Below are 12,447 nucleotides of genomic sequence, written 5' to 3'. Positions count from 1 at the left end.
GCTCACCAATCCCGGCGCAGCATCTGTCTTGTGAGTCGGGCGGCTGGAGGGTCGTTGCTGGCAGGGCTGCCAGGTTTCAGCGGCAATAATCAGTCCGACCTTGAATGACCGGCGCAGAATGCGCCACCCATGCCTCCGGCAAAGCCGGGCACGCCCGACATGGGGCCACGCTGTCAAAAAGGGTTTGGACCATGAAAGAACTTCTCTTCTTCGCTGCCGGCTTTGCCTGCCTTGCAGCCACCGGGGCCGAGGCCCAGAACCGCAATTGCGCCAACCGTGAAAAGGTCGTGGCACGCCTCGCCGATGGCTATGGCGAGAGCCGTCAGGCCATTGGGCTGGGTGCGAACAATCAGGTGGTGGAGACTTTCGCCAACCTCGAGAGCGGCACATGGACAGTCACGGTAACCATGCCCAACGGCATCACCTGCCTCGTCGCCTCCGGCAAGGCCTTCGAGCTGGTCGAAGAGGCCCTGATCCCGACCGGCGAAAAAGACGCCTGAGCGCGCGGGTGCGCTGTCTCAGGTCAGCGCATCCCAAATGAGCTTGGAGCCGGTGGCCAGCAGCAGCACGTAGGTAAGCCCAAAAAACAGCCTTTCGGGCACCATGTGATGCGCCTTCACTCCAAGCCACGCCCCCAAGATCGCCGCGGGCGCGAGCCAGAGGTCGAGCACCAGAGTCTCGCGGGTAAAGATGCCCAGCGCGGCATAGGGGATAAACTTCAGCAGATTGATTGCCCAGAAGACGATGACGCTCGTCGCCTGATACGTCGTCTTGCCCATGCCCTGCGCCAGCAGAAACACCGCCACCGGCGGCCCGCCCGCGTGGCTGAGAAAACTGGTAAACCCGGCAACCGCCCCCGCGACCCCACCGGTGACAGGATCGTAAGGCCTGTCGGGGATGCGCAGCCAGCCGCGCCCGCGGGCGAACTGGTAGAGCACGAAGGCTATCGCGATGGCGCCGATGAGCAGCCGGAATGTATCGGCATCGGCCACCTGAAAGAGCCAGATCGCCAGCGCGATGCCCGGCAGTGACCCGAGGCAGAGCGCCAGCGCGGAGGGGGTGTGCCACTGCTTCCAGAAGCTGCCCAACGTGAAGACATCGATCAGCATCAGGAGCGGCAGCATCAGCCCCACGGCAAGGCGCGGATCGATCGCGAGGGCGAGAATCGGCGCTGCCGCAAAGGCCGCGCCCGAGCCGAAACCGCCCTTTGAGACGCCTGCGAAAATCACCGCAGGCACCGCCACGGCCATCACCCACGGATCAGGCCACACGGGCGCCAACTCCTTGCATCTTCTGCCCTTTCCTCCCCCGATGCCTGTGCAGGTGCGGCATCTTCGCTGCAATGCAGCCTTGCACGCCCTCAAGCCATTGGCTAGGCGTGGCGAGATTTCATGTCACCAATGAGGGACACCCATAATGGCCAGACCGAAGATCGCACTTATCGGCTCGGGACAGATCGGCGGCACGCTCGCCCACCTTGCCGCAATGAAAGAACTCGGGGACGTTGTCCTCTTTGACATCGCCGACGGTGTACCGCAGGGCAAGGCCCTCGACATCGCTGAATCCGGCCCCTCCGAGGGGTTCGATGCCGCGCTTTCCGGCACCACCGACTACGCCGCCATCGCCGGCGCCGACGTGTGCATCGTTACCGCCGGTGTGCCGCGCAAGCCCGGCATGAGCCGTGACGACCTGCTCGGCATCAACCTCAAAGTGATGAAGTCCGTGGGTGAGGGCATCGCGCAGCACGCCCCCGACGCCTTCGTCATCTGCATCACCAACCCGCTAGACGCGATGGTCTGGGCGCTGCAAAAGTTCTCGGGCCTGCCGACCAACAAGGTCTGCGGCATGGCCGGCGTGCTGGACTCGGCCCGCTTCCGCCACTTCCTGAGCCTCGAGTTCGGCGTGTCGATGAAAGATGTCACCGCCTTCGTGCTCGGCGGCCACGGCGACACGATGGTCCCCTCTACCCGCTACTCCACCGTCGCCGGCATCCCGCTGCCCGACCTCGTGGAGATGGGCTGGACCACGCAGGAAAAGCTCGACGCGATCATCCAGCGCACCCGTGACGGCGGCGCCGAGATCGTCGGCCTGCTGAAGACCGGCTCGGCCTATTACGCGCCCGCCACCTCCGCCATCGAGATGGCCGAGGCCTACCTGAAAGACCAAAAGCGCGTTCTGCCCTGTGCCGCCTACTGCGACGGCGAGATCGGCGTGAAAGACATGTACGTGGGCGTGCCCACCGTGATCGGCGCCGGCGGCATCGAGAAGGTGGTCGACATCAAGCTCACCAAGGACGAGCAGCAGATGTTCGACAAGTCGGTCGACGCCGTGAAAGGCCTCGTGGAGGCCTGCAAGGGCATCGACAACTCGCTCACCTGATCTGGCGGACGAGCCAAACATAATGAAGCCCCCGACAGAGGGCTTCGTTTTTGCGGTCAGCGGTGCGGCCTACGTGCCGCTGGCCATTCGCGCCGCCGAGAGCCTGCGGCGCCATCACCCCAACCACCCGATAGATCTGTTCTGCGACCAGCCGGTCACCGCAGACATCTTCGCGCAGGTCATCCCGCTGCGGAACTCGTGGTTCCGTCCGAAGTTCGAGGCGATGCAGCGCAGCCGTTTTGACCGGACGATCCTGCTGGACGCCGATGTTCTCTGCATCGCTCCGATGGATGACGCCTTCACCATTCTCGACCGCTTCGATCTTGCCGCTGCTCATGAGCCCCGCCGCAACTCGAATGTGGCGACGACACATCTCGGCACACCGCTGCCCGCCGCCTTTCCGCAGCTGAACACCGGTGTGCTGGTCTTTCGCAAGGATCCCCGTGTGCGCGCATTGGCCGAGAGCGTGGTGACCACGTTGGAGAAGAGCGGGCTCGACCGCGACCAACCCGTCTTTCGGGCCTGTGTTTACGAGTCCGACCTGCGTCTGTGGGTCTTGCCGGATGAGTACAACTTCATGACCCTCGAGTTGCTCGAGGCCTACACCGAGCAATTCGCCGCGCCCCGCCTGCTACACCTTCCCCGGCTGCACCGTCATGTCGAGGCCGGTGACCGGGCAAGGCAGATGCGCCAGGTGAAAACGATCGTCGGCCCGGCAGTGTATCAGCAGATCGATGCGCTGCTTGCGGCCGACAGGACGTTGGGCGGAGACGGTGCAAAGGTGAAAGCCTTGCTCAGACGAGGTCTACCGGGCTTTGGCCGGGCACTCAGCTGGGGCATCCGCAAGCGGCTGCAACAATGGTTCAACCGCGACTGACCGTCAGGCCGCCTTGTTGGCCGCGATCTTCTGCATCAGCCGCTTGGCGTTTTCAGCCCCCAGCTTCAGGTCGAAAGCCCTGAACGAAAAATCGGCTTCGAAATCCGGGAAAGCCCGGCGCATCGCCGCTTCCGGGTCGATCTTCATCGCGCTGAGGCGCCCGTGCTCGGTGAGCGCCCGCGCCTGATCGGGGGTGAGCCCGGTGATCATCCGGAAGAAGCGCAGCAGGTCGGGCATGTTGGTGATGTTGTCGCGCACGTGGCGCACCTGCCGCGCGCGTTCATCATGCAGCAGGCTGCCGATGGCCTCGTCTCCCTGCTCGGCATAACGCAATGTCTTGGCCGCCCAATGCAGTGGTGTCAGCCCGTCAAAATGCAGCACGTGCAGGCCGGTGGCCTTTTTGTGCGGCGCCCATCCGTTGTTCTTGCCCGGCAGCTTGGCGGCATGCACCTGCAACTGCACCTTGTGCCCGGTCCGCACCAGCGGCTTGCCGTGCGACGAGCCCGCAAGACCGTTGGCGAGGAAGGGCGCGACCTTGTCACCATAGATCCGGCGGGCGATCCGCGGGGCCTGTTTGATCGGGTGGCGGAAAACGCCAGAGAAGATGTGCTCGGAGCGGTCGCCCGCAAGCCAGCACCGCTCGACCGCCGGAATGCGCAGCCACACGTCATCGTCCTCCAGCCGCGCGACCTCTTCACCGAAGGGGCGCGCCATGTGCAGGAACTCGTCGGCATCGAGGTGCAGCAGGTAATCGACCTTGGCTTGGCGGTAGGCCTGGGTGGCATTGATCGCCTGCCGGGCATTCTGGTTCTCCGGCCGTCCGCGCTCTCCGTTCACCCGGTTCCAATAGGCATCATTGCATCTGATCGCCTTGACCCGGCCCGTCTGCTTGAGCATCGGGCGCACGGGGTCGTCGGGGTCGTCGAGATAGATAAAAATCTTCCGGGCGCCCAACTCGAGGTGGTGGGCGACAAAGGCCAGCACCAGCTCGGTGGGCTCACGCACGGTGGCCACAACGGCCCAAGTCGGCTCGGGTTTGGCCTCAGGTTTTGGGTCCGGCTGCGGCGCTTCGGCGGGCTCTTCGCCCTGATCGGTGGTCTCGTTCATGGCGCCATGATTAGCGCGGAGGCCCGAGTCTTGCCAGCCCTGCCACGCGGTCCGGGCGGTGATTCTCCTGATAGCGTTAGCACCCCGTTAACTTGTGATCACACAATTCTTGGCTGTGATCACAAATCGCATTAATCATACCCAACCCCCGCATTTGAAGGTGATTTTTGTTTGCGCGGCGCGTCTGCTGTGCCAAGGACGGGATCGAACCGCAGCTTGAGGAACAGCTTCATGAACATCCATGAGTATCAGGCGAAGGCCCTTCTTCGCTCCTACGGCGCCCCGGTCTCCGATGGCCGGGCCGTGCTGAAGGCCGATGAGGCCAAGACCGCCGCCGGCGAACTCGACGGCCCGCTCTGGGTGGTTAAGGCACAGATCCACGCAGGTGGCCGCGGCAAGGGCTCCTTCAAGGAAGCAGCCGCCGGCGAAAAGGGCGGCGTCCGCCTCGCCAAGTCGGTCGAAGAGGCCGCCGAAGAAGCCAAGAAGATGCTGGGCAAGACCCTCGTCACCCACCAGACCGGTCCCGCCGGCAAACAGGTGAACCGCATCTACATCGAAGATGGCTCCGACATCACCTCCGAGTTCTACCTCGCCCTGCTGGTCGACCGTGCCACCAGCCGCGTGAGCTTCGTCTGCTCTACCGAGGGCGGGATGGACATCGAGGAGGTCGCCGCCTCGACCCCTGAGAAGATCCTCAGCTTCACCGTCGATCCGGCCACCGGCTACCAGCCCTACCACGGCCGCCGCGTCGCCTTCGCCCTCGGGCTGGAGGGCGCCGCCGTCAAGCAATGCGTCAAGCTGATGGGCATTCTCTACAAGGCCTTCATGGAGAAGGACATGGAGATGCTTGAGATCAACCCGCTGATCCTGATGCCCAACGGCGAGCTGAAGGTGCTCGACGCCAAGCTCGGTTTCGACGGCAACGCGATCTACCGCCATCCCGACATCGCCGAGCTGCGCGACGAGACCGAGGAAGACCCCAAGGAACTCGCCGCCTCCAAGTTCGACCTCAACTACATCGCCCTCGACGGCGAGATCGGCTGCATGGTCAACGGTGCGGGCCTCGCGATGGCCACGATGGACATCATCAAGCTCTACGGCGCCGAGCCTGCCAACTTCCTCGATGTCGGCGGCGGCGCGACCAAGGAGAAGGTCACCGAGGCGTTCAAGATCATCACCTCTGACCCGAACGTCAAAGGCATCCTCGTCAACATCTTCGGCGGTATCATGCGCTGCGATGTGATCGCCGAGGGCGTGGTGGCCGCGGTCAAGGAAGTCGGCCTGCAAGTGCCGCTGGTGGTCCGCCTCGAGGGCACCAACGTGGAAAAGGGCAAGGAGATCATCAACACCTCCGGCCTGAACGTGATCGCCGCCGACGACCTTTCGGACGGCGCCGAGAAGATCGTGAAAGCGGTGAAGGGCTGAGCCTGATGCGCGCCGCCCTTCCCCTCCTCGCCTGCCTCGCTGCCACTCCGGCGGCGGCGCAGGATGTCATCGCGCTTCAGAAGATGACGATGCAGCTCTCCAACCCCGCAGGGGTGGAGGCGCAGATGGGGGCATGGGCGGCCTGCGTGATGGGCAATGGCGACAAGGATGTCACCACCGCCTATTTCGCGCCGCGCGGCTGGGAGGTGTTCTCCGATCCCGAGATGGGGATGGCCGAGATCAGCCACCCCACCTCGCAGATCTACATCTCGCTCTACATGGACGGGGCAATCTGTTCGGTCGCCCATACCAACCAGCCCTCCGCCGATGCCACGCTGCTCCTCGAGAACTTTCTCGAGGTTGCCGGCATCCCGGCCACGCCCACCGAGATCGAGGGCTGCGCCGGATGGGACCGCGGCGATGGCATGAGCATCGGCCTCACCTCCGGCGGGCAGGACCCTGTCTGCGTCGGCACCACCGACAATGACGTGCGCTTCACCTTCCCGGTGAGGAACTGAGCCATGCGCACCCTCGCCCTCCTCCTCCTCACCGCCACCCCGGCTGCCGCGCAGATCGACGTGCCCCGTGCCTTCGACCTGTTCGACGCATACTGCCGCCCGGCGATGCAGGGCGAGGCGGCGCTCCGGGAAGTGGCCAAGGTGCCCGGCCCGGGCGGCGAGCAGGTCTTTGCCGCAACCGAGGACGGCTCCTGGGTGACGTTCGCCACCGGCGAGGGCGATTTTCTGGTGATCGGCAGCTACCGCTATGGCGCGGATCGCGAGATGCGCGAGTGCATGGTGCAGCAGGTCGGCGGCATTGCCGGGCAGGAGCCGGTCGACCCGGTGGAGGCTGCCTTCCTCGACCTCGCCCCCAAGGGCGAGGGCATCACCATGTCGGGCGGCAAGGTCATGGAGCAAATGCCGCCGGTCGGCCATTTTGCGATGATGCCCAAGGGCCACCTCAACGACCGGCGCGAATATACCCTCCTCGGCGCGATGGAGCCGCCCGAGGCCATGATGCAGGGTTCGATGGGGCCCGGCGTCTTCCGTCTGAATGCCTATGCGGTGATCCCGCAATGAGCAGCACACGCAACACCCGAGCGCCCCGCGCGGCGCAGTGACAAAGAAGCAAGGAAAACACCGATGGCCATTCTTGTCGACGAAAACACCAAGGTGATCTGCCAGGGCCTTACCGGCTCGCAGGGCACGTTTCACTCCGAGCAGGCAATCGCCTACGGCACCAAGATGGTCGGCGGCGTGACCCCCGGCAAGGGTGGTCAGACCCACCTCGATCTGCCGGTCTTCAACTCGGTGCATGAGGCCAAGCATGTGACCGGCGCCAACGCCTCGGTCATCTACGTGCCTCCGCCCTTCGCCGCCGACTCGATCCTCGAGGCGATCGACGCCGAGATGGAGCTGATCGTCTGCATCACCGAGGGCATCCCTGTGCTCGACATGATGAGCGTGAAGCGCGCGCTCGAAGGCTCCTCCTCGCGCCTCATCGGCCCCAACTGCCCCGGTGTCATCACCCCCGACGCCTGCAAGATCGGCATCATGCCCGGCCACATCCACAAGCGCGGCAGCGTTGGTGTTGTGTCCCGCTCCGGCACCCTGACCTATGAGGCCGTGAAGCAGACGGCGGATGCGGGCCTCGGCCAGTCCACCGCTGTCGGCATCGGCGGCGACCCGATCAAGGGCACCGAGCACATCGACGTGCTCGACATGTTCCTCGACGACGACGAGACCCAGTCGATCATCATGATCGGTGAAATCGGCGGCTCCGCCGAAGAAGAGGCCGCCGAGTTTCTCGCCGAGCAAAAGAAGAAGGGCCGCTGGAAGCCGGTCGCTGGCTTCATCGCCGGCCGCACTGCCCCTCCGGGCCGCCGCATGGGCCATGCCGGCGCCATCGTGGCCGGCGGCAAGGGCGACGCCGAGAGCAAGATCGAAGCTATGCGCTCCGCAGGCATCGTGGTGGCCGACAGCCCCGCAACGCTGGGCGAAGCCGTGCTGAAGGCGATTGGCTAAGCCCGGCACATATCGCGCGACACTGGCCGCGGGCGGGGGATTCCGCCCGTGGCCTTCAACACATCAGGTGGCATCATGACCGAACAAAGCCCCAACGACCTCTTCCACGCCTCCAGCTTCATGCAGGGGCACAACGCGGCCTATCTCGAACAGCTCTACGCCAAATACGCCGACGACCCGAACTCGGTCGATGGCGCCTGGGCCGAGTTCTTCCGGCAGTTGGGCGATGGCGAAACCGATGTGAAGGCCGAGGCCAAGGGGCCGAGCTGGGCCCGCAATGACTGGCCGCCGATGCCGGGCGATGACCTGACCGCCGCGCTCACCGGCGAGTGGCCCGCCGAGGCCACGCCCGAAGGCAAGGGCGCCGCGAAGAAGATCAAGGACGCCGCCGGAGCCAGCGCCGCGCCTGTCAGCGAAGAGGCGATCAAGACCGCCGTGCTCGACAGCATCCGCGCGCTCATGCTGATCCGCGCCTACCGGATCCGCGGCCACCTCGTGGCCGACCTCGACCCGCTGGGCATGCAGGATCAGACGCCCCACCCCGAGCTGGATCCCAAGAGCTACGGCTTTACCGATGCCGACATGGACCGCCCGATCTTCATCGATCAGGTGCTGGGCCTTAAGTTCGCCTCGCTGCGCCAGATCATCGACATCGTCCGCCGCACGTACTGCGGCACCTTCGCGCTGCAGTACATGCACATCTCCAACCCTGAGGAGGCCTCCTGGCTGAAGGAGCGCATCGAGGGGCTGGGCAAGGAAATCGCCTTCACCCGTGAAGGCCGCAAGGCGATCCTGAACAAGCTGGTCGAGGCCGAGGGCTTCGAGAAGTTCCTCCATGTCAAATACATGGGCACCAAGCGCTTTGGCCTTGATGGCGGCGAAAGCCTCGTGCCCGCGATGGAGCAGATCATCAAGCGCGGGGGCAATCTCGGCGTGAAGGAGATCGTCGTCGGCATGCCCCACCGGGGCCGCCTCTCGGTGCTGGCCAATGTGATGGCCAAGCCCTACCGCGCGATCTTCAACGAGTTCCAGGGCGGCAGCTTCAAACCCGAGGACGTGGATGGCTCCGGCGACGTGAAATATCACCTCGGCGCCTCCTCCGACCGTGAGTTCGATGGCAACACCGTCCACCTCAGCCTCACCGCCAACCCCTCGCACCTCGAAGCGGTCAACCCCGTGGTGCTGGGCAAGGCCCGCGCCAAGCAGGACCAGCTGGGCGACAAGGAGCGCACGCAGGTTCTGCCGATCCTGCTGCACGGCGATGCGGCCTTTGCCGGTCAGGGCGTCGTGGCCGAGTGCTTTGGCCTCTCGGGCCTGCGCGGCCACCGCACCGGCGGCACCATCCATATCGTGGTGAACAACCAGATCGGCTTCACCACCGCGCCGCACTTCTCGCGCTCCTCGCCCTACCCCACCGACATCGCCCTGATGGTCGAAGCGCCGATCTTCCACGTCAACGGGGACGACCCCGAAGCCGTGGTGCATGCCGCCAAGGTGGCCACCGAGTTCCGCCAGAAGTTCCACAAGGACGTGGTGCTCGACATCTTCTGTTATCGCCGCTTCGGCCATAACGAGGGCGATGAGCCGATGTTCACCAACCCGATCATGTACAAGCGGATCAAGGGCCACAAGACGACCCTGAGCCTCTACACCGAGCGGCTGGTGAAGGACGGGCTGATCCCCGAAGGCGAGATCGAAGACATGAAGGCGGCCTTCCAGAGCTACCTGAATGACGAGTTCGAAGCCGGAAAGAACTACAAGCCCAACAAGGCCGACTGGCTCGATGGCCGCTGGTCGCACCTTGACCGTCGCGGTGAAGAGTACCAGCGCGGCGAGACGGCGATCGCCGAAGAGACCTTCCGCGAAGTCGGCAAGGCGCTGACCACGGCCCCCGAGGGCTACGCCCTGCACAAGACGGTGCAGCGGATGCTGGGCGCCAAGGCCGACATGATCGAAAAGGGCGAGGGCATCGACTGGGCCACGGGCGAGGCACTGGCCTTCGGCTCGCTGCTCACCGAGGGCTACCCGGTGCGCCTTGCCGGGCAAGACAGCACCCGCGGCACCTTCTCGCAGCGCCACTCCGGCTTCGTCAATCAGGAGACGGAGGAGCGCTACTATCCGCTCAACCACATCCGCTCCGGGCAGGCGCAATACGAGGTCATCGACTCGATGCTCTCTGAGTATGCGGTGCTGGGCTTCGAATATGGCTACAGCCTCGCCGAACCCAACGCGCTCACCCTGTGGGAAGCCCAGTTCGGTGACTTCGCCAACGGCGCTCAGATCATGTTCGACCAGTTCGTCTCTTCGGGCGAAAGCAAGTGGCTGCGGATGTCGGGCCTCGTCTGCCTGCTGCCGCATGGCTACGAGGGCCAGGGGCCGGAGCACTCCTCCGCCCGCCTCGAGCGCTTCCTGCAGATGTGCGGGCAAGACAACTGGATCGTCGCCAACTGCACGACCCCGGCCAACTACTTCCACATCCTGCGCCGTCAGATCCACCGCAGCTTCCGCAAGCCGCTCATCATGATGACGCCCAAGTCGTTGCTGCGCCACAAGATGGCCGTGAGCCGGATGGAAGAGTTCACCACCGGGTCGAGCTTCCACCGGGTTCTGTGGGACGATGCCGAGCACGGCAACTCCGACACCCAGCTGGCCCCCGACGACAAGATCAAGCGCGTGGTCATGTGCTCGGGCAAGGTCTACTACGACCTGCTGGAGGCCCGCGACGCAGCCGGCATCGACGATGTCTACCTGCTGCGCGTCGAGCAGTTCTACCCCTTCCCCGCCATCTCCCTCGTGAAGGAGCTGGAGCGGTTCAAAGGGGCAGAGATGGTCTGGTGTCAGGAAGAGCCCAAGAACCAGGGCGCCTGGAGCTACATCGAACCCAACATCGAATGGGTGCTGGGCCGGATCGACGCCAAGTTCGGCCGCCCCATCTACGCAGGCCGGGCAACCTCGGCCTCCCCTGCCACCGGTCTCGCCTCGCAGCACAAGGCACAACAGGAAGCGCTCGTGAACGAGGCGCTCGGAATCGAAGGAAACTGATCAATGAGCACCGAAGTCCGCGTGCCCACCCTGGGCGAAAGCGTCACCGAGGCCACCGTCGCAACCTGGTTCAAAAAGCCGGGCGATGCGGTCGCCGCCGATGAAATGCTCTGCGAGCTCGAGACCGACAAGGTCACCGTCGAGGTCCCCTCCCCCGCCGCTGGCGTGATGGGCGAGATCGTCGCCGCCGAGGGCGAGACCGTGGGCGTCGACGCCCTGCTGGCCACCATCTCCGAAGGCGGCGAGGCTGCGGCCCCGGCGAAAGAAGAGAGCAAGGCCGAAGAGCCGAAAGCCGATGAAGCCCCCGCCGAAAGCACGGGCGGCGGCGAAAGCGTCGACGTGATGGTCCCCACCCTGGGTGAAAGCGTGACCGAGGCCACCGTGGCCACATGGTTCAAGAAGGTCGGCGACACCGTCGAGGCCGACGAGATGCTCTGTGAACTGGAGACCGACAAGGTCTCCGTCGAGGTGCCCGCCCCCGCCGCCGGCACCATCACAGAGATCCTCGCCGAAGAGGGCGCCACCGTCGAAGCGGGCGGCAAGCTCGCGGTGATGGGCGGCTCCTCTGGTGCCTCCGTCTCCAAGCCCGCCGAGGGTGGCGAGGCAACCGCCGCACCCAAGGCCCCCGCAGCCGCCACCGCGGCCAAGGGCGCCGACATCGAAAACGCGCCGTCCGCCAACAAGATGATGGCCGAGAAGGGCCTCTCGGAGTCCGACGTGAAGGGCACCGGCAAGGATGGCCGGATCATGAAGGAAGACGTGATGAAGGCCGTTCAGGCCGGTGTCTCGGCCTCCTCGTCCTCCACCTCTGCCCCCTCCGCGCCGCCGCGCGGCCCCGTGGCCGCCGAGGACGAGGCTCGCGAGGAACGGGTGAAGATGACGCGCCTGCGCCAGACCATCGCCCGCCGCTTGAAAGACGCGCAAAACACCGCCGCGATCCTGACCACCTACAACGAGGTGGACATGACCGAGGTGATGGCGCTGCGGAACGAGTACAAGGATCTCTTCCTCAAGAAGCACGGCGTGAAGCTCGGCTTCATGTCCTTCTTCACCAAGGCCTGCGTGCACGCCCTGAAAGAGGTGCCCGAGGTCAACGCCGAGATCGACGGCACCGACATCGTCTACAAGAACTTCGTCCACATGGGCATCGCCGCAGGCACGCCGCAGGGCCTTGTTGTGCCGGTGATCCGTGACGCCGACGCCATGAGCTTTGCCGATATCGAGAAGGCCATCGCCGAAAAGGGCGCCCGCGCCCGTGACGGCAAGCTCTCTATGGCCGAGATGCAGGGCGGCACCTTCACCATCTCCAACGGCGGCGTTTACGGCTCGCTGATGTCCTCGCCCATCCTGAACCCCCCGCAGTCCGGCATCCTCGGCATGCACAAAATTCAGGACCGCCCGATGGTCGTCGGCGGCGAGATCAAGATCCGCCCGATGATGTATCTGGCCCTCAGCTACGACCACCGCATCGTCGACGGCAAAGGCGCCGTGACCTTCCTCGTGCGGGTCAAGGAAGCGCTCGAAGACCCGCGCCGGCTGTTGATGGACCTTTGATTGGTAGGTTTCACCCACCCTGCGCCTAGGCGTAGGGTG

At 65.0% G+C, this 12,447-nt stretch carries 11 protein-coding genes; 9 read left to right on the top strand and 2 right to left on the bottom strand.

Features of this window, described 5'->3' with window-relative positions; all coding sequences use genetic code 11:
* Window positions 1-191 precede the first annotated feature (191 nt).
* Entirely contained in the window at window positions 192-500 is a 309-nt protein-coding gene (locus ACUXVX_RS07375) for a hypothetical protein (RefSeq protein ID WP_222470197.1), read from the top strand.
* A gap of 18 nt (window positions 501-518) precedes the next feature.
* Here the strand turns inward: ACUXVX_RS07375 and ACUXVX_RS07370 are convergent, their stop codons facing one another.
* Window positions 519-1,250, bottom strand: a complete 732-nt coding sequence (locus ACUXVX_RS07370) for a sulfite exporter TauE/SafE family protein (RefSeq protein WP_446311516.1) — start codon at window positions 1,248-1,250, stop codon at window positions 519-521.
* Window positions 1,251-1,416: 166 nt separating this feature from the next.
* On the opposite strand from ACUXVX_RS07370, the gene mdh reads away from it, so the two are divergent.
* Complete coding sequence (gene mdh / locus ACUXVX_RS07365) at window positions 1,417-2,379, top strand: malate dehydrogenase (RefSeq protein WP_222470198.1); 963 nt, start codon at window positions 1,417-1,419, stop codon at window positions 2,377-2,379.
* 22 nt (window positions 2,380-2,401) lie between these two features.
* Window positions 2,402-3,256, top strand: coding sequence for a hypothetical protein (locus tag ACUXVX_RS07360; protein ID WP_446311021.1), 855 nt, complete (start codon window positions 2,402-2,404; stop codon window positions 3,254-3,256).
* Between the two features lie 3 nt (window positions 3,257-3,259).
* Here ACUXVX_RS07360 and ACUXVX_RS07355 read toward each other — a convergent pair whose 3' ends face one another.
* Window positions 3,260-4,363: a glycosyltransferase family 2 protein gene (locus tag ACUXVX_RS07355; RefSeq protein ID WP_446311020.1), complete on the bottom strand. Its 1,104-nt coding sequence runs from the start codon at window positions 4,361-4,363 to the stop codon at window positions 3,260-3,262.
* Between the two features lie 231 nt (window positions 4,364-4,594).
* On the opposite strand from ACUXVX_RS07355, the gene sucC reads away from it, so the two are divergent.
* The 6 genes from sucC to odhB all read left to right on the top strand — a co-directional run bounded on the left by sucC (window position 4,595) and on the right by odhB (window position 12,408).
* A complete protein-coding gene (gene sucC, locus ACUXVX_RS07350; protein ID WP_222470200.1) occupies window positions 4,595-5,788 on the top strand; it encodes an ADP-forming succinate--CoA ligase subunit beta in 1,194 nt (397 codons plus the stop codon).
* A 5-nt stretch (window positions 5,789-5,793) separates the two neighbouring features.
* Window positions 5,794-6,306, top strand: coding sequence for a hypothetical protein (locus ACUXVX_RS07345; protein WP_446311019.1), 513 nt, complete (start codon window positions 5,794-5,796; stop codon window positions 6,304-6,306).
* A gap of 3 nt (window positions 6,307-6,309) precedes the next feature.
* A complete protein-coding gene (locus tag ACUXVX_RS07340; protein ID WP_446311018.1) occupies window positions 6,310-6,867 on the top strand; it encodes a hypothetical protein in 558 nt (185 codons plus the stop codon).
* Between the two features lie 63 nt (window positions 6,868-6,930).
* Window positions 6,931-7,812, top strand: a complete 882-nt coding sequence (sucD, locus tag ACUXVX_RS07335) for a succinate--CoA ligase subunit alpha (protein WP_222470203.1) — start codon at window positions 6,931-6,933, stop codon at window positions 7,810-7,812.
* Window positions 7,813-7,887: 75 nt separating this feature from the next.
* Window positions 7,888-10,854: a 2-oxoglutarate dehydrogenase E1 component gene (locus ACUXVX_RS07330; protein ID WP_446311017.1), complete on the top strand. Its 2,967-nt coding sequence runs from the start codon at window positions 7,888-7,890 to the stop codon at window positions 10,852-10,854.
* Between the two features lie 3 nt (window positions 10,855-10,857).
* A complete protein-coding gene (gene odhB / locus ACUXVX_RS07325) occupies window positions 10,858-12,408 on the top strand; it encodes a 2-oxoglutarate dehydrogenase complex dihydrolipoyllysine-residue succinyltransferase (RefSeq protein ID WP_446311016.1) in 1,551 nt (516 codons plus the stop codon).
* The last annotated feature ends 39 nt before the right edge of the window (window positions 12,409-12,447 follow it).

The sequence above is a fragment of the Vannielia sp. SX4 genome, assembly GCF_052828525.1.
This window is presented reverse-complemented; position numbering and strand designations above follow the sequence as displayed.

Bases quoted from the DNA above. Each gene is read 5' to 3' on its own strand.
- ACUXVX_RS07355 (WP_446311020.1), bottom strand. From the start codon at position 4,363: ATGAACGAGACCACCGATCAGGGCGAAGAGCCCGCCGAAGCGCCGCAG.
- ACUXVX_RS07330 (WP_446311017.1), top strand. From the start codon at position 7,888: ATGACCGAACAAAGCCCCAACGACCTCTTCCACGCCTCCAGCTTCATG.
- odhB (WP_446311016.1), top strand. From the start codon at position 10,858: ATGAGCACCGAAGTCCGCGTGCCCACCCTGGGCGAAAGCGTCACCGAG.
- mdh (WP_222470198.1), top strand. From the start codon at position 1,417: ATGGCCAGACCGAAGATCGCACTTATCGGCTCGGGACAGATCGGCGGC.
- sucC (WP_222470200.1), top strand. From the start codon at position 4,595: ATGAACATCCATGAGTATCAGGCGAAGGCCCTTCTTCGCTCCTACGGC.
- ACUXVX_RS07345 (WP_446311019.1), top strand. From the start codon at position 5,794: ATGCGCGCCGCCCTTCCCCTCCTCGCCTGCCTCGCTGCCACTCCGGCG.
- ACUXVX_RS07375 (WP_222470197.1), top strand. From the start codon at position 192: ATGAAAGAACTTCTCTTCTTCGCTGCCGGCTTTGCCTGCCTTGCAGCC.
- sucD (WP_222470203.1), top strand. From the start codon at position 6,931: ATGGCCATTCTTGTCGACGAAAACACCAAGGTGATCTGCCAGGGCCTT.
- ACUXVX_RS07360 (WP_446311021.1), top strand. From the start codon at position 2,402: ATGAAGCCCCCGACAGAGGGCTTCGTTTTTGCGGTCAGCGGTGCGGCC.
- ACUXVX_RS07370 (WP_446311516.1), bottom strand. From the start codon at position 1,250: ATGGCCGTGGCGGTGCCTGCGGTGATTTTCGCAGGCGTCTCAAAGGGC.
- ACUXVX_RS07340 (WP_446311018.1), top strand. From the start codon at position 6,310: ATGCGCACCCTCGCCCTCCTCCTCCTCACCGCCACCCCGGCTGCCGCG.